18 protein-coding genes are annotated in these 18,537 nt (G+C 65.4%); 8 read left to right on the top strand and 10 right to left on the bottom strand.

What is annotated here, in order from left to right:
- Positions 1–23: 23 nt before the first annotated feature.
- Together BW737_RS08020 and BW737_RS15675 are read right to left on the bottom strand one after the other, a co-directional pair.
- Complete coding sequence (locus tag BW737_RS08020; RefSeq protein ID WP_086614021.1) at positions 24–1,997, bottom strand: hypothetical protein; 1,974 nt, start codon at positions 1,995–1,997, stop codon at positions 24–26.
- A gap of 140 nt (positions 1,998–2,137) precedes the next feature.
- Complete coding sequence (locus tag BW737_RS15675) at positions 2,138–4,330, bottom strand: hypothetical protein (RefSeq protein WP_143233331.1); 2,193 nt, start codon at positions 4,328–4,330, stop codon at positions 2,138–2,140.
- A 911-nt stretch (positions 4,331–5,241) separates the two neighbouring features.
- Here BW737_RS15675 and BW737_RS08005 point away from each other — a divergent pair.
- Positions 5,242–7,497, top strand: coding sequence for an MMPL family transporter (locus tag BW737_RS08005; RefSeq protein ID WP_086614024.1), 2,256 nt, complete (start codon positions 5,242–5,244; stop codon positions 7,495–7,497).
- Positions 7,498–7,502: 5 nt separating this feature from the next.
- On the opposite strand, the gene BW737_RS08000 is transcribed toward BW737_RS08005, so the two are convergent.
- Positions 7,503–8,504, bottom strand: coding sequence for a sugar phosphate isomerase/epimerase family protein (locus tag BW737_RS08000; RefSeq protein WP_086614025.1), 1,002 nt, complete (start codon positions 8,502–8,504; stop codon positions 7,503–7,505).
- Between the two features lie 166 nt (positions 8,505–8,670).
- A complete protein-coding gene (locus tag BW737_RS16885; RefSeq protein ID WP_218961853.1) occupies positions 8,671–8,907 on the bottom strand; it encodes a hypothetical protein in 237 nt (78 codons plus the stop codon).
- A gap of 534 nt (positions 8,908–9,441) precedes the next feature.
- Here BW737_RS16885 and BW737_RS18150 point away from each other — a divergent pair.
- The 4 genes from BW737_RS18150 to BW737_RS07980 all read left to right on the top strand — a co-directional run bounded on the left by BW737_RS18150 (position 9,442) and on the right by BW737_RS07980 (position 12,509).
- On the top strand, positions 9,442–10,026 hold the full coding sequence (locus tag BW737_RS18150) for an AAA family ATPase (RefSeq protein WP_257210615.1): 585 nt from the start codon (positions 9,442–9,444) through the stop codon (positions 10,024–10,026).
- Entirely contained in the window at positions 9,987–10,709 is a 723-nt protein-coding gene (locus BW737_RS18145; RefSeq protein ID WP_257210614.1) for a DUF4143 domain-containing protein, read from the top strand. The genes BW737_RS18150 and BW737_RS18145 overlap by 40 nt, the downstream gene beginning before the upstream one ends.
- Before the next feature lie 362 nt (positions 10,710–11,071).
- Positions 11,072–12,106 (top strand): sugar phosphate isomerase/epimerase family protein, encoded by a 1,035-nt coding sequence (locus BW737_RS07985; RefSeq protein ID WP_180272133.1) that lies wholly within the window; start codon positions 11,072–11,074, stop codon positions 12,104–12,106.
- Between the two features lie 7 nt (positions 12,107–12,113).
- Entirely contained in the window at positions 12,114–12,509 is a 396-nt protein-coding gene (locus BW737_RS07980) for a C-glycoside deglycosidase beta subunit domain-containing protein (RefSeq protein ID WP_086614027.1), read from the top strand.
- Between the two features lie 14 nt (positions 12,510–12,523).
- Here the strand turns inward: BW737_RS07980 and BW737_RS07975 are convergent, their stop codons facing one another.
- The 3 genes from BW737_RS07975 to BW737_RS07965 all read right to left on the bottom strand — a co-directional run bounded on the left by BW737_RS07975 (position 12,524) and on the right by BW737_RS07965 (position 14,098).
- Complete coding sequence (locus BW737_RS07975; protein WP_086614028.1) at positions 12,524–12,808, bottom strand: putative quinol monooxygenase; 285 nt, start codon at positions 12,806–12,808, stop codon at positions 12,524–12,526.
- 85 nt (positions 12,809–12,893) lie between these two features.
- Positions 12,894–13,313, bottom strand: a complete 420-nt coding sequence (locus BW737_RS07970) for an ROK family protein (RefSeq protein WP_086614029.1) — start codon at positions 13,311–13,313, stop codon at positions 12,894–12,896.
- Positions 13,256–14,098, bottom strand: a complete 843-nt coding sequence (locus BW737_RS07965; protein ID WP_086614030.1) for an ROK family transcriptional regulator — start codon at positions 14,096–14,098, stop codon at positions 13,256–13,258. The genes BW737_RS07970 and BW737_RS07965 overlap by 58 nt, the downstream gene beginning before the upstream one ends.
- A gap of 381 nt (positions 14,099–14,479) precedes the next feature.
- On the opposite strand from BW737_RS07965, the gene BW737_RS07960 reads away from it, so the two are divergent.
- From BW737_RS07960 to BW737_RS07955, 3 genes are read left to right on the top strand one after another with little or no spacing between them, the layout of a single operon-like run.
- Positions 14,480–15,361: a sugar phosphate isomerase/epimerase family protein gene (locus BW737_RS07960; protein ID WP_218961852.1), complete on the top strand. Its 882-nt coding sequence runs from the start codon at positions 14,480–14,482 to the stop codon at positions 15,359–15,361.
- A gap of 23 nt (positions 15,362–15,384) precedes the next feature.
- A complete protein-coding gene (locus BW737_RS18140; protein ID WP_257210613.1) occupies positions 15,385–15,513 on the top strand; it encodes a hypothetical protein in 129 nt (42 codons plus the stop codon).
- Between the two features lie 9 nt (positions 15,514–15,522).
- Positions 15,523–15,915 (top strand): C-glycoside deglycosidase beta subunit domain-containing protein, encoded by a 393-nt coding sequence (locus BW737_RS07955; protein WP_086614031.1) that lies wholly within the window; start codon positions 15,523–15,525, stop codon positions 15,913–15,915.
- Here the strand turns inward: BW737_RS07955 and BW737_RS19905 are convergent.
- The 3 genes from BW737_RS19905 to BW737_RS07940 all read right to left on the bottom strand — a co-directional run bounded on the left by BW737_RS19905 (position 15,841) and on the right by BW737_RS07940 (position 18,171).
- Entirely contained in the window at positions 15,841–16,413 is a 573-nt protein-coding gene (locus tag BW737_RS19905; RefSeq protein WP_086614032.1) for a type II toxin-antitoxin system RelE/ParE family toxin, read from the bottom strand. The two genes, BW737_RS07955 and BW737_RS19905, sit on opposite strands and share 75 nt — an antisense overlap.
- The gene (locus tag BW737_RS07945; RefSeq protein ID WP_086614033.1) at positions 16,410–16,721 is read right to left on the bottom strand and encodes a type II toxin-antitoxin system Phd/YefM family antitoxin; all 312 of its coding nucleotides are present in this window, start codon (positions 16,719–16,721) and stop codon (positions 16,410–16,412) included. The genes BW737_RS19905 and BW737_RS07945 overlap by 4 nt, the downstream gene beginning before the upstream one ends.
- 499 nt (positions 16,722–17,220) lie before the next feature.
- Positions 17,221–18,171, bottom strand: coding sequence for an ROK family protein (locus BW737_RS07940; protein WP_086614034.1), 951 nt, complete (start codon positions 18,169–18,171; stop codon positions 17,221–17,223).
- Positions 18,172–18,537 lie beyond the last annotated feature (366 nt).

Genomic DNA, 18,537 nt, shown 5'->3' with positions numbered 1-18,537 from the left:
GGGGCGGACTGCCCACGGGTGGATCAGCCGACGCTGTAGATGACAGTTTCATAGCCGATGGGTGCGGAGTCATCGGTGTCTGTGCGCCAGATGCTGCGGTGGTCGACAATCGCTACTGTTCCGGGGGCCTGTACGAGGTACGGGGTGTACCCGGCCTGGTAGTTGAGATTCTCCTGCTGATCGGGGTAGTCCACGTGCATGGCGATGGTGCCGTCGGGACGAAGCAGGTCGATCCCGTCGTCCGTCCGTGATCCGGTGGGGTACAGGGAGTCGAGATAGCCAGGACCGGAGGCGCGGGTGTCGACGTCGTCGCGGGTGAAAGCCTGCCGAGTGGCAGGGTCGAACCAGGTCTGGACGGTGGCCGACTCATTCGGTTCGGCTGCGCCCAGGACGGCAAGGGTGTGTGCACCCTCATAGCGTTCGGGGCTGTTCAGACTACCGAGGGCAACGGGCTCGGCATCATCGACTCCGGCCAGGGCATCCAGGCTAACGGCCTCCAGAGGGAAACTGAGAGAGGCCGCTTCCTCCACCAGGTTGTGTTGACTCAGTTTCTCATAGGCGGCGTCCGAGTCGGCGTAGCGCACGGTCCAGCCGTCCACGACCACAGAATCGGTTTCCCAGCGGTCATGGGTCGGCGGAACGATTCCGTCGACCGTGCTTACCGCCGAGGGGTCGCTGTCCGGCGCCACCTCCATTTCGCACCAGGGATAATCGACATAATTCTCTGGATCATTGTCCGGGCTCCAGCAGGTGATCCCCAGGATGAGGGTCGAGTGTCCAGCGCGGGACGGGGGCAGATAACCTCCACACCGCAGAGAATCGTTGCGAGGGCAGTCGGAGCGATTGCCTAGGTTTAGTTTCGGTGCGCGTTCGTCCGGCAGCGTGCTCAACAGGCTGCCATCGGTCAGAGACAGCACCTCCTGCTCGACCACGAGCACATGATCGGTGACCTGCACACTGGGGTGCCAATAGACCCAGCGCCTACCGCGGTTCTCTTCAAGTCTGGAGAGATCCTTGTACTGGTGCTCGAAGATGACCTCCCCGGTGCTGGCGTCGAGCACAACAAATACCGTTTCCAAAGGCTCGTATCCATAGCCCAGGACCAGCCGGGTGCGATCCGGGGTCAATACCGCGGTGCAGTATGCCTGCTCGCGTGTGGAACAATTGTTGCCTATCCCAGCGAGCGTCGCGGGGCGGGTGTAGGACCAGGTGGTCTCGCCGGTGTTGGGGTCCAGCCCCATGGCGCCGTGTTTGGTGACGACGATGGGCCCTGCTGCTCCGGCGATCACGCCCTTGATGTCATCGTCACGGTCGTATTCAATAACTCGTTGCCAGCGCACCTCATCGGCCAAGGTTTCGGGGATCGGCGCTGGTTCGGCTGCGACGACCTGTACCGATGTGGGGGCGTACAGGGTGGGGAGACCGGCCAGCGAGGCGACTGCGGCGGTGAGCGTGAGTACTACGGCGCCGACCGAGACGCCAGTCATGCCAAGGCGCCGAGCAGCGCGCGCCGGGGTGTTGGGACCTCGCGGACTGGTCCTACGCAGTTGCAGGTCTGAGCCGGCGGCGACCGCGAGTCCAGCGGCAGCGACGGCGAGTTGCGCGACCACCGGATAGCCCATCTGGATGTCCTGCGACTCTCGCCACCACATCCAACCGAACAGTGACGAAGCGGCGGCGAACAATACTGTCGGCACGAGCGCACGTATCAGTGCGCGAGGCCGTTTTACTAGCGACGTCGTGGAAGCGAGCAGCAACCAGACACAGCACGTGACCGCAACCAGGAGAAGTCCGCAGCCGAGAGCGAAGTTTCGGATGTCCTCGGAGAGCCGGAATGCGCCGTGATACTGCGCGGTCTGCCACCAGGCCCAGGCGCCTGCGCCCACGGCGGTGAGCAGTCCGCCGGCGCGCAGACCGCGCAGTATTTCAGTACCGCGGCGTCGGGGCGGGGTGACTGGGGTGGAGGCGGCGTCGTCGTCGCGGGAGGAGGTGCGCATGGTTTCAGGGTGGCAGTAGGCGCTGCACCTGGCCATGGGGCGCACTGCCCACCAGGGGAGGGGACAATGGCCTGCAAATCCATACAGTGCCCTAAGGCCGTGGAATGCCCTGCAAGGTTGAGGTTGCCGGGAGAAGGCGCCTAGCCGAGGCCACAGACGACAAACTCGCGACCCGTTGAGTGTTTGTCTGCGTCTACGGTGCTGCGCTCGTAGGTGAGTGCCACGATTCCGGGTGCCGACGCTAGGTAGCCGCCACGGACGTACAGAGTGTCCTCTGCCGAGAAGGTGTATTCCGGGGTGGCGATATCGTCGGAGTCCAGACGCAATACCACGTCATCGTTGAGGTCGAGGACGTTCAGAGCCAAGTCCTCGGTTCCCTCGACGATAAGGGTGTCGAGGTAACCAACGCCAGCCGCGTGCTCGGTCAGCTCGGCAGCGGACTGCACCTGCCCAGTCACGGGATCGAATACGACCGAGAGAGTAGGTCTTTGGTATGTATAGGAGTACGTGTCTGGATCGCGAATGCCGAGCGTATACGCGTTGCCGGGTAAAACAGGGCGATCCAGATCCCCTAGCGTCACGGACTGTACGTCGGTAACGGAGCTCGAGAGGGTATCAAGGTTGACCGCGTCTATGGAGTATCCGAGGGAATCGAGGTTAAAACGAGCTTCAAGATCCTCATAGGTGGCTTCGGGATCGCTGTAGCGCACCGTCCAGCCGTCGACGACAGTCAACCCCGCGTATTCCCTGTCCTCGAATATGGGAACAACGCCGTCCACCGTCATTGTGGCTGTGGGGTTGTTGTCGGGTGCTATGGTGATTTCGCACCAGGTGGCGTGGTCGGCGTCAAAACCGATTGCTGTGCAGCTTGATCCAAGAATCAATGTGGAGTGTCCGCCCTGGAGGAAGGGTGAATGAATGCGGGATGCTTCGGAATTTGAAGTGTGCGCGTACGTCGGCTCCGGTGTGTCGCCGAGTCTGCTCGCAGTGTCATGCCCTGGAAGTTCGGCGACGACGCTCCCATCCGCCAGAGAAATCAACTCGGTGCCGACGGCGATGACGTGGTCGGTGATCTGGATTGGTATTCCTTGCTTCCGCCAGTCGATCGCACGGTGCTCAAAGGTGGCTTCGCCGGTGGCGGTGTCAAGCGCGACGAACAGGTCTCCGCCCACTCCGCCGCTATAGACGATCACCAGGTGGGTGCGGTCCGGGGATAGTGCCGCGTAACACTGCGCTTGCTGATCTTTGTCGCATGTCGGATCAAGGTAATCAGTGAGGTGAATGGTATGGGCCTGGCGGCTGTATGACCAGGTGGTCGCGCCGGTGCTAGAATCCAGGCCCTGCGCTCCGTGCTCGGTTATGACAATCGGCCCTACGGAACCTGACACGACGCCACGCACCGACTCCTGATCATTGAAGACCCGCTGCCAAAGCAGATGATCGCCGAGTTCGTCGGGAACGGGATCTGCCTCGACGGGGGCGACTTGTGATGATACGGGCACGTAGATCCGAGCAGGTACTGTGAGAACTGCGGCTGCAATAACGATTGTGGCGGTGGCTGCGATCATAGTCGTCCAGGAAGGGCGTGCACGCATGAATTTGCGGCGCGGCGGCCTGGGGTGTGCTGTCTCCGCAGAGTACAGCAGAACCCCCGCCACTGCACTAATTCCGACTCCGGCGGCTGCGACTGTAAACTGCCATAATACCGGATAGGGTAGCCCGACGTCTTGCGAGTGCTGCCACCACCACATGCCAAGCAACAACGAGCCTATAACGATCGGCACTCCCGATGCTAGTGTGATAACGGGGACGGATATGCGTGTCGGACGAGAATTCGCGTGGAGATCTGCCGTGATGGATATGGCTGCTGTCCAGAAGACCGGGGTAAGGACGCTGATGATGGCCAATATGGATATGTCGTCGGGTGATAGTATTCCGACCAGCGACAGATATGTGCCAGCAGTGAGCGGCACTCCGAGCAATAGTGTGGCCAGGCTGCCGCGTCTGGTGAATGGCTTTCGGATGTCCTTAATAAGTGCGCTCACCACTGTCCATATGATCAAGCCCAGGATGAACAACAGCCCCAGAGAAAACAACGCGGGTTCGCTTCCGAGACTCGGGAGTACACTATTGGGTAAATCGATATCGATCGCGAGACCCCGGCGCACCCAGATGCCGCATACGCCGGACCCGACGGCGGTGATGAGGCCGCCGGCGCGTAGTCCGCGCAGGATATCGGTTCGCCGGGTTTGGTTTCGGGTCTGGCTCCGACACGGTCGCCGAGTCGGGGTGCTGGGTGCGGACTGAGCGGGCGCGTTGTCGGGGGTGCTCATGGCAAGAGCGTGGCAGGTTGGTGTGTTTGCCGCCAGGGGGTGGTCTGCCCATCGGGGTAGGGATGACGGCCTGCAAATCCCTGTAGCATCCCCCGGTCGTGAATTGCTCGTGCTGGACGCGGTTGCCGGGGCCAGCCGATGGGGTGTCCGTGTCGGTGTAGACCTGCTTGGTAGTGGGGTCGAAGTGCGTGCGAGGCGTCAGCGTCTTCGGTTCGGTGGTGCCTAGGACGGTGAGGGTGCGGGCGCTCTCATTGCGTTCGGGGCGGTTGAGGTCGCCGAGGGCAACGGGCTCCGTATCATCGGCTCCTGCCAGGGCGTCCAGGCTGACGGCTTCAAGTGGGAAGCTGAGGGAGCTCGGGTTTGCCGCCTGGTCGCTCCGGTTCAGCTCCTCGTAAGTGGCGTCGGGGTCGGCGTAGCGCACGGTCCACCCGTCCGCCACCACAGGGTCAGCATCCCAGCCCCTCTCAGAGGAGGGAACGATACCGCGGACCGTGGTCACCGCCGAGAGGTCACTGTCCGGCTCCTGCCGGCGGATGACGTCGTCGGCAGACGACCGAGTCGTCAGCAGGACAGTCTCCAGTGGATAGTAGCCATAGCCGATGACCAGAGCGCCGAAGCGCAGACCGTGCAGCGTCGCTGTGCCGCGACGCGGGGCCGGGGCGACCGAGGCGGGGGTGGGAGAGGCGTCGTCGTCGACGGGGGAAGCATCCACGGTCCCAGGTTGTCACCAGGTGTCACGGCCCGGCGATGGGACTGACTGCTCGGGTACTTGCGTGGCCGCAGGGTGTTGACACGACTTTGCACGCGGCTTACCGTGGAGGCGCAAACAAAAACGATCGTTGTTTTATGGCTGCGGTGGTTCGTGTGTGCATCGCCCGAGCCGGAACGGCCGCCTCCGTGAAAGGTCCCTCATGTTCAGTCGTATCGGCCGCGTCGTCTCCCGTCACCCCATGACCGTGGTCGCCGCCTGGGTGCTGCTGGTCGCCGTCGCGGCCTCCTTTGTCTTTCAGGGCTGGGGCGCGGGTGGTCTGTTCCAGAGGCTGGCCAGCGGCGACGCCACCACCCCGGACACCGAGTCCAGCGTCGTCGCCGAACTGACCGAAAGCGATGAAGGGGAGGGGGAGAGGATCACGGTCGTCGTCGAGGGGGTGGATGTCGTCGACGACTATGCCGGTGTGGCCAGGGCGGTCACGGCCGCCCGTGAGAAGCTGAGCGATCTGGACGGCGTCGCCTCGGTGGTCGACGCCTTCGCCCTGCCCGACCCGACCTCACAGGAGGCGCGGGCCGTGCTGTCAACTGACGGCGACGGCTACGTCGAGATCATCACGCTTGATGCCGGCCTGTCCGAGCAGGAGGTCGCGTCCGTCTCCGAGCATGTGGCCGAGACCGCGGAGGGTGCCTATCTCGACTCCTTGCGCGAGTATGCGCCGCAGGCCAAGGCGTACGCCGTGTCCTCAAAGCTGATCGGCGACTCCATCGGTGAGCTGGTGCAGAGGGATCTGGCGCAAGGAGAGTCGGTAAGCCTCCCGGTGGCGCTGATCCTGCTGGTGATCATCTTCGGTGGTCTGCTCGCGGCCGGGCTCCCCCTCGTCAACGCGCTCGCCTCGATCGTCATCGGCATGGCGGCGCTGTGGGGCCTGACCTTCGTACTCGACGTGCAGTCCTTTATCCTCAACGTCATCTCCATACTCGGCCTCGCCCTGTCCATCGACTACGGCCTGCTGTTCGTCAGCCGCTACCGCGAAGAAGTGGCCGCTCAACTCGCGAAGGCCGGCCATGGGACCGCCGTGCGGGCTGAGGAGCTGCCCGCCGGCGAGCAGATGAAGCAACTGGTGCGCGTCAGTGTTCAACGCACTGTTGCCACCGCCGGACGCACGGTCTCCTTCTCCGCACTGACGATCGCCTGCTCGATCGCCGGGCTGCTGGTGATGAGCTCCCCCATGTTGAAGACGATCGCCACGGGCGCGATCGCCGTGGCACTGGTGGCGGTGCTGTGCACCATAACGCTTCTGCCCGCCGTGATCACGCTGCTGGGCGGCCGTCTGGTTCGCCCGAGTGCGCTGAGCCGGGTTCCCGGGGTGGGCCGCGTGCTGCGCGCCGTCGGCGACTCCTCCTCGGATCACGGCGTATTCAGTCGGCTGTCGCATCGCGTGGTGGCGCACCCGTGGATCGTCATGGCTGCAATCGCCGCCGTCCTGGCCGTAATGGTGGCGCCGATTGGGTCGGCGCGTATGCGCACCAACATCATCGAGTACGTGCCGCAAGACGCACCGGTGCGTACCGGTTACAACATCATCCAGGACGACTACCCCGCGCTGGCCACGCCCACTATCAGCGTCGTGGCCCAGACCGACGCCGACAACGCAAACGGGCTCGTCTCCGACATTCGGGCACTGGACGACGTCGCTCGGGTCACCGCCGCGGAGCTTCCCGGGCATGCGGGCATGACGCTGATCAGCGTCCTCATGGACGTGGAGGACCCGGTGGGTCAGCAGGCGAGCGACGCCGTCGAGACCATCCGTGGCATGGAACCCGGATATGACTACTGGGTCGGCGGCGCGGCGGCCCAGCAGGATGACTTCATCGACTCCATGGCCGAGCGGGCGCCCTGGGCGGCACTGATTGTCGTCGCGGCAGTTTTCCTGCTGCTGTTCTGCATGACCGGCTCGCTCGTGGTGCCGCTCAAGGCGCTGCTGATCAACAGCGCCTCGCTGATCGCCGCCCTCGGCGCCACCTCTTGGCTCTTCGAGCATGGCCGCCTCGGCCTGCCGCAGACCCCAGGCCTGCAAACCTTCGTGGTGGCCTGCCTGATGGCCTTCGGATTCGGGCTGGCCATGGACTATGAGGTCTTCCTGCTGGCTCGCATCAACGAGTACTGGGAGGCCGGTCACGATAACGACGACGCCGTTGCCCGTGGCCTTCAGCGCTCGGGGCGCATCATTACCTCCGCCGCGGTGATCATCATTGCGGTGTTCCTCGGCTTTGTATCGGGAGAGATGATCTCCATCAAGGAGATCGGGGTCGGGCTGGCCGTCATGGTCGCGGTTGACGCAACGCTAGTGCGGCTGTTGCTGGTGCCCGCGACCATGACGGTACTCGGCCGTTGGAACTGGTGGGCGCCAGCTCCCCTGGCCCACCTGTACCAGCGCTTCCGTCAGCGGGTCTGAGACGCTTAGCGGTTGTCGAAGTGGGAGTCGAAGGCGGCGTCGGGTAGGTCGTAGACGTGCTCGCGCGCGAACTTCAGGGCCATGGGGGCGCCGTGTAGGCGGTCCATGCCGGAGTCCTCCCATTCGATGGAGATGGGGCCGGTGTAGCCGATCTGGTTCAGGGTGCGGAAGTAGCCGTCCAGGTCGGCTTCGCCCAGGCCGGCGGATACGAAGGTCCAGCCGCGGCGCGGGTCGTCCCAGGGCAGGTGGGAGGACAGGCGGCCGTTGCGTCCGTCGAAGTGGGTCTTGGTGTCCTTGCAGTGGACGTGGTAGATGCGACTCGCGAAGTCGGTGAGGAAGACGGCCGGGTCGATCTGCTGCCAGATCATGTGGGAGGGGTCCCAGTTGATGCCGAAGGCCTCGCGGTTGTCGATGGCGTCCAGGGTGGCCTTGGTGGTCCAGTAGTCGTAGGCGATTTCGCTGGGGTGTACCTCGAGGGCGAACTTGACGCCCTCGGAGTCGAAGACGTCGATGATCGGGCTGAAGCGGCGGGCGAAGTCCTCATACCCGTCGGCGATCACGTCGGCGCCTACCGGCGGGTACATGGCCACGTACTTCCAGATCTTGGAGCCGGTGAAGCCGGTGACGACCTTGGCGCCGAGCTTGGCGGCCACCTTGGCGGTGAGCTTGAGTTCCTCGGCGGCGCGGGTGCGTACGCCCTCGGCGTCGCCGTCGCCCCACACCTTGTCCGACAGCAGGCCGCGGTGGCGGAAGTCGATGGGGTCGTCGCAGATGCACTGGCCGGTGGAGTGGTTGGAGATGGCGTACACGCTCAGGTTGTGGTGTGCCAGGGTGTCCTTCCACTCCTGGCAGTAGGCGTCGTCCTCAGCGGCGCGGTAGACGTCCAGGTGGTCCCCGGCCACGGGAACCTCCAGGCCGTCGAAGCCCCACTGCTCCGCCAGGGTACACACCTCCTCGAACGGCAGATCCACCCACTGGCCGGTGAACAGGTTGATCGGACGCGGCATAACAAAGCTCCTTCGCAGACGAACGGTCGTCTGGAGGCTGATGCGGCGGCGTCGCACGACCCGAGCCCCCCGACATCTACGAAACTACCGACGCGGGTCCGGTGGTGGACAGAGCCTGTTACCCCGCTTTTGCGCGCACGGTGCAGAAGGTCTAGGACGAGGTCTCTCAGACATCGTGCGCGCGCAGCCAGGCCAGCGACGTCGCAATGCCCTCGAAGATCTCGCCCGCGTAATCGTCGAACTCCACCACGCGCAGCGCCTGCGGTGCCGCCCGCAATGATGCAGCTACGTCGACCTCACCGCGGTCGGCAGGCTCCAGCGCCTCGGCGAATACCTCCAGCGCGTGCCGGCCGCCGATCAGCGTGGAGGTCTCCCAGGAGTGGTTGTGATAGCCGGGTGTCATCCCCGCCCGCGTCGCCACGGCTGCCGCGCATTCGCCTTTTCGGCCAGGCGGGCCACGTCGTCGGCGGTCCGCCAGCGGTCGGGGCGAGAAAGGGGGCGACGAGCAGCTCGACGCCTATCTGCTGCGCCGCCTCCAGCACCGGCTCGAGCTCCTCGACGTCGATGATTGAGGCATGCGCGGTCGGGGCGGTCAGCCCGGCGGGGTCCAGGGCACGGTGTAGGCGTCTGGCCTGCTCGACGAAGGCGAAGGCCTCGACCTGGGTATAAGCCGATCTCGGCGACCCGGGTGAGGGTGCCCTCCAGGTCGGCGGCGAGGGCGTCGCGGACGGCATAGAGCTGAACGCTGGGAGCTGGCATGGTGGGATCCTCCTTGATCGGCACCCCAATCCTCGCGCGGGTGGACCGGCATGGCCAGGTTGGGTGCGGGCAGAACTGCGCGCCCCGGACGGAAGGAGTCTGCAAATACCTACCTTCAGCTCCCGCAAATCCCTACCTTCGAGTCCTGCAAATCCCTACCTTCGTCTATGCCGCGGGCATGGACACGGAACAGGAGGTGGGTATCGCTTATCTCCCACGCGCCGTGGATGCGGCGGTCGCCGAGACCCTCAAGTCGGTAGGCGCCATCGTGTTGGAGGGACCGCGGGGATGCGGAAAGACCATGACCGGCCTACACCACGCCGGATCGTACGTGCTGCTCGACACTCCCGAGGCGCAGGCCGCCGCCGACGTCGATCCGCGCATGCTGCTCGAGGGCGAGGCTCCGCGGTTGCTCGATGAGTGGCAGACCGTCCCGCAGTTCTGGAACCTTGCGCGCCGGGCGGTCGACTCCTCAAATCAGCCCGGGCGTTTCATCCTCACCGGTTCGGCTGTGCCTACCGCTGACTCGGTGAGGCACACCGGGGCGAGCCGATTCATCCGCATCCGCCAGCGCACCATGACCTGGGCGGAGAAGGCCGGCGAACTGACGACGCCGGGCATCGGGCTGCAAGACCTCTTCTCCGGCTCGGACCCGACCCCGTCAATGCACACCAGCCCGCTCGCCGATGTCGTCAACAATGTGCTACGCCGGGCTTCCCGGCCTTGCGCACAGCCGACGCGCAGGTGTGTACCCGTGCGTTGAACGGCTATCTTCAGGACACTGCTACCACGGACCTCGGGAGACTCGCCACGCTGCGCTCAGAGCCCGTCCTCGTAGAACAGATGCTGGTGGCGCTGGCGCGCTCCACGGCGAGCGAGGTCTCGCAGGCAACGCTGCGCCGAGACATCGCCCGCGTGCTTCCGACGCCGTCCGAGGCCACCGTCTCGAAACTGCTCGAGTTGCTGCAACGCGTGTTTGTGGTTGAGGCCGTGACGCCGTGGGCGACTGCGCTGCGCTCGAAGGCGAAGCTGCGCCGAAGTAATGCCTACCACCTCGCCGATCCGGCCCTGGCCGCAGCCGCGCTGGGGGCCGACGCCGCGCGGTTGACTCGCGACCTGGAGACGCTCGGATTCCTGTTCGAGTCCGCCGTCATCCACGATCTGCTCGTTTACGCCGAGGCGGTGGGCGGTCGCGTGCATCGCTACCGAGACTCGAACGGGCATGAGATCGATGCCGTTATCACCATGCCGGACGGATCGTGTGCCGCGGTGGAGGTCAAGCTTGGGGGAGGTCAGGTTTCCGCCGGGGCAGCACGGCTGGCACAGGCGGTGGCGCAGATCGACGCGCCGCCACCGGCGTTCCGGGCCGTCATCACCGGAACCGGCTTCACTGCGACGCTGCCCGACGGCACGCTGACCTTCCCCCTGGAGGCGCTGCGCCCATGACTCGTCTTGTGCGGCTCAGGTGGGCGTTTTGACAACAAGTAGGTACAGAAGCGGCACCCGGAGCCACTTGATCACCACTGACACCAGCGACGTTCTTTCCTGAACGTGCGTATGTCCGCTGCCGTCCGCTGGCCGCGCTCCGGCGTGGGTCCTAGCATCTTTCGTGTTCGGCGTCGATGGCGTCGGGGCACTCCAGCCTCGGACCGATGGCGACCGGGCTGGCCGGGAGCCGACGCAGGCTCCCGGGTACCGGGGTTGAAAGGGCTATTCCCCCGGAACTGTGCGGTCGTCCCGCGCTCGCAGTTCCGCGTGCCCGGCCCCGACCGCCTTCCTTCCACCACTTGAGAAGAAAGGACGGAAACATGACTCTCAAACGTGGAGTAACCCTGTACGCGCTCCAGGACGCGTACGGCCGCGGTGGCCTTGGGCTGGAGGGGTGTATCGCCCTGGTTGAGAACATGGGTGCCCAGGGCATCGAGTTCCTCAGTGACCAAATGCTCGAAGGCGCCCAGAATGCCAGCGAAGCCGCCATTGATGAGTTCAACGCGATTATGGACCGGCACCCGCTTGAGCGCGTCGCCAACGACATCTTCATCAACTCCTCCCTGTTCCGGAATCGGTGGCTGACCCTGGAGGAGCAGGTCGCCTCCCTGGAGGCGGATCTGCGATTGGCGAAGCGACTCGGCTTCCCGCTCGTGCGCCTGGTATCCCGGACCGACCCGGCCGTGGTGCCGCCCGTGCTGCCACTGGCGGAGAAACTGGGCATCACCATGGCGGTGGAGGTGCATGCCGGCATGAGTTTCGACCATCCCCTTACCGCCGCCTGGATCGAGCAGATGCGGAACCTCGACAACCCGCACGTCGGGCTCGTGGTCGACTTCGGCATCTACTGCCGACGCTACCCAGAGATCGCCACCAACTACTTCCGCGCCCAGGGGCTGAACGAGGACGTGGTCAAGTACATCGCCGACATCTACGCATCCGGCTCCGACGGCCGCCGGGCCTTTCCCCGCGCTACGGGAGACGGCAACCAGGACGCCTACGAGTTCCCCGAGGAGCTCACCCGCCTGTTCAAGTCGCCGGTGGACGCGGTGTATGCGACCAACGCCTCCGGATATGAGAACACGCCCCTGGACACCTTGGATGAGTATCTGCCGTGGATCAAGTCCTTCCACGCCAAGTTCTGGGAGATGGTTCCCGACGGCGTCGGCGGCTACCAGGAGGCCTCCATCGACTACCCGGCTGTGATCGCCCGGTTGAAGCAGCTCGACTACGACGGCTACCTGTGCAGCGAGTACGAGGGCCAGCGCTTCATCGTCCCCGGGGACCCCATTCCCGACGTCGAGCAGCTGACCCGCCACCAGCAGATGCTCCAGACCCTCATCGACGGAAAGTGAGATCACCATGTTTGACGGATACATCTTCACCCCCGGCTCCTTCCGCAACGTCACCGGAGTCGACGACGAGGTGGTCGGCTTCGAGGTAGACACTCGCATCCCCTACTACCGGGGCATTCCTCTGTCCATGGTTGATGCGGTGGAGGTCCTGGTCGACGGCGAGGCCGTGCCTGCCAAGGACATCCGCTTCACCGCCGACGGCGGCGCGCACTGGTTCACGCTTGAGGAGATGTGGACGGTGGCCGCCTTCCGGTGGGAGTACAAGAACGAGGCGACCGTGCGTGTGCTGCGCGCGGGCGGACTGCCAGCCGGGGAGCACGCGATCACGGTGCGCATCCGGGTGCGGGTGGCCTATATCCCGGTGCCCGTGGGCGGGGAGATGACGCGCACCGTGACGGTTTGACAAGCGGTCCGCACTCAGGCCGGCTCGTACTGGACGATGGCGGGGTCGCCGTCGGACAGAGCGATCAGCTGGGGGATGAGCGTAGTGAAGTGCGCCGAGTTGTTGTGCGCCTCGATGGCGGCGTCATCGGCCCACGCCTCCAGGAAGGTGAGGGTGGTAGCGTCGCCGCGGGCGCGCAGCAACTCGTAGGAAATGTTGCCGGGTTCGGCGCGTGAGCCCGCCACCAACTGAATTGCCTTGGCGGTGAACTCCTCGACGGCGTCGGGGCGGACGGTGAAGGTGGCGATGATGCGGATCACGGGAACTCCCTCGAGGGTCGGCGCGTAACAACTGTCGGTTCTGGCATGTTACTTCTACCGATCTCGGCGGATGGGGGCGGGCGGATCAGGCGGTGGCTGCCTTGAACACCGAGCAGACGGCCAGCAGGGCGCAGCCGCGCAGCTCGTCGTCGAGGCCGCTGGCCGCAGGCAGGATCTCCAGACCGGCCGTAGCCAGGGACAGGGCGCGCTCATCCACAATCCGCTTGACGACGTCGAGGAACATGGGGCAGCCCTGTGGCATGGGCCCGGCCAGCACCACCTGACCGGGGTTGAAGAAGCTCACCAGCATGGCCAGGGCGTCGCCTACGGCCGTCGCTGAACGCACCATCAGGGTGACGCATTCGGTGTCGCCCGCATTCACGCCGGCCACGATGTCCTCGGTGGTCAGTTCACCGCTTTGATCGAGGCATTCCTTTAGGTGTGGGCTCAGACCCTCCACTGCGGCTCGGCGGGCGTCGCGCAGCAGCGCCCAACCGCCCGCCACGGCTCCAGGCAGCCGGTGCGTCCGCAGCGGCAGATCACCGAGTCCATGCCGGACACCCGTACGTGCCCGATATCGCCGGCGGCTCCCGCGGAGCCCAGGTGAAGTCGCCCGTTGGAGATGATGCCCACGCCGATGCCCGTGCCGACTTGCAGGTACAGGATGTTCGCCGGCCTCCGCCCGATCTGATCGGGCAGTGTGGATGCGTACCCCAGCAGCATGATGTTCACGTCGTTGCCCGTGGCGACCGGTACTTCAAGGGAGCGAGTGAGCGTGCCGACGACGTCGAAGTCGTCCCAGCCCGGCATGATCGGCGGGCTGGACGGGCGCCCCGTCTCCTGGTTGATCGGGCCGGGCAGGGAGATACCGGCGGCCCATACGGGCAGGTCGTGGCCGCGCACCATGTCCTGCAACTCGGCAGCCGCCCGTGTCAGGGTTGCCTCCGGGCCCTGGGTGATGGGCCAGTTCAGGGTGCGGCGCTCGAGCGGCTGGCCGGCCAGGTCCGTGACCGCCAGGCGCAGCGTGGAGGTGTGCACCCCCACTGCGAGCACGAGCCCGGCCTCTTGGCGGAAGCGCCAGGTGGCCGGAGCCCTGCCGCCCGTCGACGGCGCGGACCCGTCCGGAGCGATGAGCCCGGCGTCGATGGCTGTGTTGATCAGCGAGGAGATCGTGTTGCGTCCCATACCCGTTTGGCGGGCGAGCTCCTGCCGGGTGCTGGCTCGGCCCGTGCGGATGAGGTTGACGGTTGTGAGCACATCGGTGTCGATAGCGGCGATGGGGCTGGACACGGCTGCCTCCCGGGGTAGTAACCACGGCGCCGCGGGGGAGGGGCGTCGACGTGGTTTCAGCCTAATTCAGAGGTGGCCGCAGGTGGCTCAAGGGAGGGCACTGCCGCCGTTCCGACAATGGTTCTCGCGGAGTCGATGCAATCGATTCGCGCAGTGCCGCGGGCGTCGTCGGCGGTGTCCGACCTAATGCCGTGATCGTGCAGAAGCGGCACCCGGGTGCCTGGCCGCCGGCAGCCGCCGCGCCATAACCTCGGTTCAACCGGGGCATCCCGAGACAGCCGCGGCTACCACCCACGGGCAATCCCGCCCGCGGCGCCTGCCGGCCGCGCTGGAACTCAGCACCCTCCAGGAACCCTCCAAGGACGGAGAGAGGACGGATACATGACTATCAAGAAGGGCGTCTCCCTGTACTCGCTGCAGGACGCCTACGGACGCGGCGGCCTGGGCCTGGAAGGCACCGTTGCCGCCGTCGAGGACATGGGCACGCAGGGCATTGAGATCCTCTCCGACGAGATGATCCGCGGCGCCGCACGCGCCAGTGAGGAGACCCTCGCCGAGTGGGACGCGATCATGGAACGGCACCCGCTTGAGCGCGTCTCCAACGACATCTTCATCAACTCCTCGCTGTACAAGAACCGCTGGCTGACGCTGGAGGAGCAGGTCGAGCTGCTTAGCGCCGACCTGCGCCTGACCCACCGGCTGGGCTTCCCGCTGGTGCGCATCGTCTCCCAGACCGACCCGGCCGTCATCCGCCCGACCCTGCCGCTGGCGGAGAAGCTGGGCATCACCATGGCGGTGGAGGTGCATGCCGGCATGAGCTACGACCACCCCATGACCGCCGCCTGGATCAAGGAGATGAAGGAGGTCGACAACCCGCACGTCGGGCTGGTGGTCGACTTCGGCATCTACTGCCAGCGGCACCCGCGCGTGTCCACCAACTACTTCCGTGAGACGCTCGGGGTCAACGACGACGTCATCAAGTACATCGACGACATCTTCGCCCGCGGCACCGACCCGCGCCAGTTCTTCCCGCGCAACCCGGACAACCCGGACGACTACATGTTCCCCGAGGAGCTGACCCGCCACTTCCACAGCTTCCAGGACCGCTTCTACGCCATGATGTCCACCGGGTACGAGAACACCCCGCTGGAGACCCTGGACGAGTACCTGCCTACATCAAGTCCTTCCACGGCAAGTTCTGGGAGGTCACCGATGAGGGCGAGGAGTACTCCATCGACTACGGCCGCATTTTCACCCGGCTGAACCAGCTGGGCTTCGACGGCTACGTGTGCAGTGAGTACGAGGGGCAGCGCTTCACCCTGCCCGGCGAGGAGATCAAGGACCTGGAGCAGGTGCGTCGCCACCAGGAGCTCATGGAGCGGCACCTCAACGACGGCAAGAACGACGGAAAGTGAGTAGGACCAATGTTCGACGGATACATCTTCACTGAGAACTCCCTCGCGAACGTCGAGGAAGACGGCAAGACCATCGGCTTCGAGATGCGCACTCGCATCCCCTACTACCGTGGCATTCCGCTGTCGATGGTGCATGACGTTGAGGTGGAGGTCGACGGCGAGGCCGTGCCTCGCGACTCGATCCGCTTCACCGCCGACGACGGCGAGCACTGGTTCACCCTGGAGGAGATGGAGACGGTCACCTTCTTCCGCTGGGAGTACGCCGATGAGGCCACTGTGCGGGTGCTGAAGGACGGCGGGCTTGGCCCCGGCGAGCACGAGGTGCTGCTACGGGTCTCGGCGCGCGTGGCCTACATCCCCGTGCCCTTCTCCGGCGAGATGAAGCGCACCGTCACCATCTGACGCTTCGACGGCGGCCCGGTCGGCACCTGCCACCGGGCCGCCGTGCGGGTGCGTGTGCTGCGGCGGCGCGGGTGATCGGGGGAGACAGTCGGGGCACGACGTGAACGTGTCGCTTTGGATCGGTGCATTGCTCGTCTGATCGACCGTTAGCGGCGTGGGCAGGGCGTCTTGTGGTGGCCCGTCAGCGAGGTGGCGATTGGCGTCCGCGCGCGCATGGACAATTCGGGCCACGGTTACGGTTGCTAACTCGTCGTCGACCCAGTAGAAGGCGAGGTGCTGACCGGCGCGTACATAGCGATACTCGCGTGAGAGCGAACGAGATGGCGTATAGACGCGGTGGCGGCTCGGCATGGTGCTCAACGAGTTTATGGCAGCGACAATACCTCGCACTGTTCGCGCTGCGGCATCAGCGTCTCCAGACACCTCGAGTACCGATAGTCCGGCGTCGACGAGGTCCCGCTGCGCTCTGGGGAGGTAGCGGACTACGTACGCTCTCATGCTTCGACGGGGCTCGTCGTGCTGGCCTGCCTGGATTCGTTGGCGTTTTTGATCGCGGCGAGTGCGTACGCGAGTACCTCCTCCGAGGTGAACCGCTCCGTGGTCGTTGCCATCTCGACTTCCGCCGCGGCCAACGCCTCGGTGATCTCCTGGTTCAGCGTGAGCGCCTCGTAGTGCTCGATGCTCATCACCACCATGTCGCCTACTCCGTTGCGGGTCAGGAAGACCGGGCGGTCGGACTCGTGGACGGTTGCGGAGATCTCTGTGAACTTGTTGCGCAGGTCCGAGATCGGACGGATGACTGGCATGGGAGTCTTCGACCTCTCAACAGCGATGAACTATCATCAAGATGATAGCAGGCTGGAGGGGTGTTGAATGAGGATGCGCGGTGGCTTACAGCGGCCGAGGGTCGACGTGTTGGGTGCCGCCTGGCGCCGTGCGGGTGCGCGTGCTGCGGCGTTGACGGACGCTGATTGTCGCAAATGGTCACAAACGTCGGATCGGATGATCGCGCTGGTTTCTGGAACCGCATGATTTCAACGACTGCCGAGTCAGCCCTTGAGGCCATGGGCTCGTTTGTGACCATCTCAGACAATGCTGACGATCCCGGGCGCGTCTGAAGTCCTCGCGTTCCTCGGCGGATGTCGGCGTTGGCCGATCGCTCTGTATTTGTCGGCAGCTTGACGTCCGCTGCGGCCGGCGTCTCGGTGATCTTTCGGTTGTTCGTAACAACGCACGGTTTCGGTGTGTCACTGGTGCCGGTCTCGCTGAAATGAGGGGTGGTGAGTAGCTGGAACTGGGAGGTGGTCAGGCGTCCTGGCGGCGGTGGGTGACCAGCTCCTGTACTCCTGCGGGGGAGCCGTGGGGCAGCCAGACGTGCATGACGTGGGGGGACAACAACCAGTCGGTGACCATGCGGCACGCGCCATTCAACGCGTCGTCCTCCTTGCCCATGCGTACGCGCAGGCGTTCGGAGGTGGCGGGTAAGACGCGGCGCCGCAACGCCTGACCGACCGCGCGGGAGAAGAACTCGCCGGCCTGTGTCACGCCACCACCGAGCACGACCTCGCCCGGGTTGTAGGTGGTGGTCAGCACCGCCAGCACCACCGAGAGCCGGTCGGCCGCCTCGGTGAGCAGACGCACGCACACCGGGTCCCCCTCCGCCGCGCCGTGGAAGACGTGCTCGCAGCGAATACCGCTGGACTCGTCAAGGCGGCGCAGATAGGGGGAACGCTTCAAGGCCTGAGGGGTGACAGCCGCATCTTCCATGGCGCCGCCGGAGAGTGTTGTCTCCAAGCAGCCCCTGCGACCGCAGCGGCAAGCGCGTCCGCCGGAGCCCGCCATCTGAATATGGGCGATCTCCCCGGAGGCGGCCGCGGCACCCCGATGAACCTTGCCGTGCGAGACAATGCCCATGCCCAGCCCCAGACTGAGCCGCACATACAACAGGTCTTGAGGCGCGCCGATGCGTTTGGCGGCCGCCAAGGCCATGACGTTGACCTCGTCGTCGAGCCATACGGGCAGGTTGAGCTGCTGGGTGAGCTGTTGGCGCAGAGGGAAGCCGGTCCACATGAGGGTGTCCGAAGCGCCGCCGGTCCTGGCCGTGGCCGGGGCGATGAGCGTCCCGTCGCGGAAGTCGACGGCGGTCGGTATGCAGACGCCCAGGCCCCATGCCGGCGGAAGCTCCGGGTGGCGGTTGCGCAGAGCGGCGAAGTGCTCCAGGGCGTGACTGGTGACCGCCTGGGGATCGCTGAGAATGCCTCATCCCAGCTGACCCGATCGATAATCGTGCCATTCAGATCTGTCAGTGCCGCGGTGCTGGACCGGTAGGAGATGGACAGCGCGAGGACCGTTGCCGCCTCCGGATTGAAGCGCCACATCTCCGGCGCGCGGCCGCCGGTCGACATGCCACGCCCGGCGGGAGAGAGCAGTCCTAACCCGACGGCGGTCTTGAGCCGTCGATCGACGGCGTTGCGGCCCAGCGTGAGGGTCTCGCACAGGTCGGCGCGTGAGACGCCATGCGGATACTGGCGTGTCTCCGCGATGAGCTCGGACAGTTGAGACACGTGGGCGAAGGAGGGGGCGCGGGGTGGAGCAGCCGTACTCGTGCTCGCGTGCCGGGAG

The sequence above is a fragment of the Actinomyces ruminis genome, assembly GCF_002154335.2.
GTDB classification, from domain to species: Bacteria; Actinomycetota; Actinomycetes; order Actinomycetales; family Actinomycetaceae; genus Actinomyces; species Actinomyces ruminis.
Note: the sequence above shows the minus strand (reverse complement) of the source record. Positions and strands in the feature narration are given on the sequence as shown.

What these genes read in the sequence shown, in the direction of transcription:
- BW737_RS08005 (WP_086614024.1), top strand. Translation starts at nt 5,242, where the DNA reads ATGTTCAGTCGTATCGGCCGCGTCGTCTCCCGTCACCCCATGACCGTG.
- BW737_RS16885 (WP_218961853.1), bottom strand. Translation starts at nt 8,907, where the DNA reads ATGACACCCGGCTATCACAACCACTCCTGGGAGACCTCCACGCTGATC.
- BW737_RS07945 (WP_086614033.1), bottom strand. Translation starts at nt 16,721, where the DNA reads ATGCCAGTCATCCGTCCGATCTCGGACCTGCGCAACAAGTTCACAGAG.
- BW737_RS07980 (WP_086614027.1), top strand. Translation starts at nt 12,114, where the DNA reads ATGTTTGACGGATACATCTTCACCCCCGGCTCCTTCCGCAACGTCACC.
- BW737_RS15675 (WP_143233331.1), bottom strand. Translation starts at nt 4,330, where the DNA reads ATGAGCACCCCCGACAACGCGCCCGCTCAGTCCGCACCCAGCACCCCG.
- BW737_RS18150 (WP_257210615.1), top strand. Translation starts at nt 9,442, where the DNA reads ATGGACACGGAACAGGAGGTGGGTATCGCTTATCTCCCACGCGCCGTG.
- BW737_RS08020 (WP_086614021.1), bottom strand. Translation starts at nt 1,997, where the DNA reads ATGCGCACCTCCTCCCGCGACGACGACGCCGCCTCCACCCCAGTCACC.
- BW737_RS07960 (WP_218961852.1), top strand. Translation starts at nt 14,480, where the DNA reads ATGACTATCAAGAAGGGCGTCTCCCTGTACTCGCTGCAGGACGCCTAC.
- BW737_RS08000 (WP_086614025.1), bottom strand. Translation starts at nt 8,504, where the DNA reads ATGCCGCGTCCGATCAACCTGTTCACCGGCCAGTGGGTGGATCTGCCG.
- BW737_RS07985 (WP_180272133.1), top strand. Translation starts at nt 11,072, where the DNA reads ATGACTCTCAAACGTGGAGTAACCCTGTACGCGCTCCAGGACGCGTAC.
- BW737_RS07955 (WP_086614031.1), top strand. Translation starts at nt 15,523, where the DNA reads ATGTTCGACGGATACATCTTCACTGAGAACTCCCTCGCGAACGTCGAG.
- BW737_RS19905 (WP_086614032.1), bottom strand. Translation starts at nt 16,413, where the DNA reads ATGAGAGCGTACGTAGTCCGCTACCTCCCCAGAGCGCAGCGGGACCTC.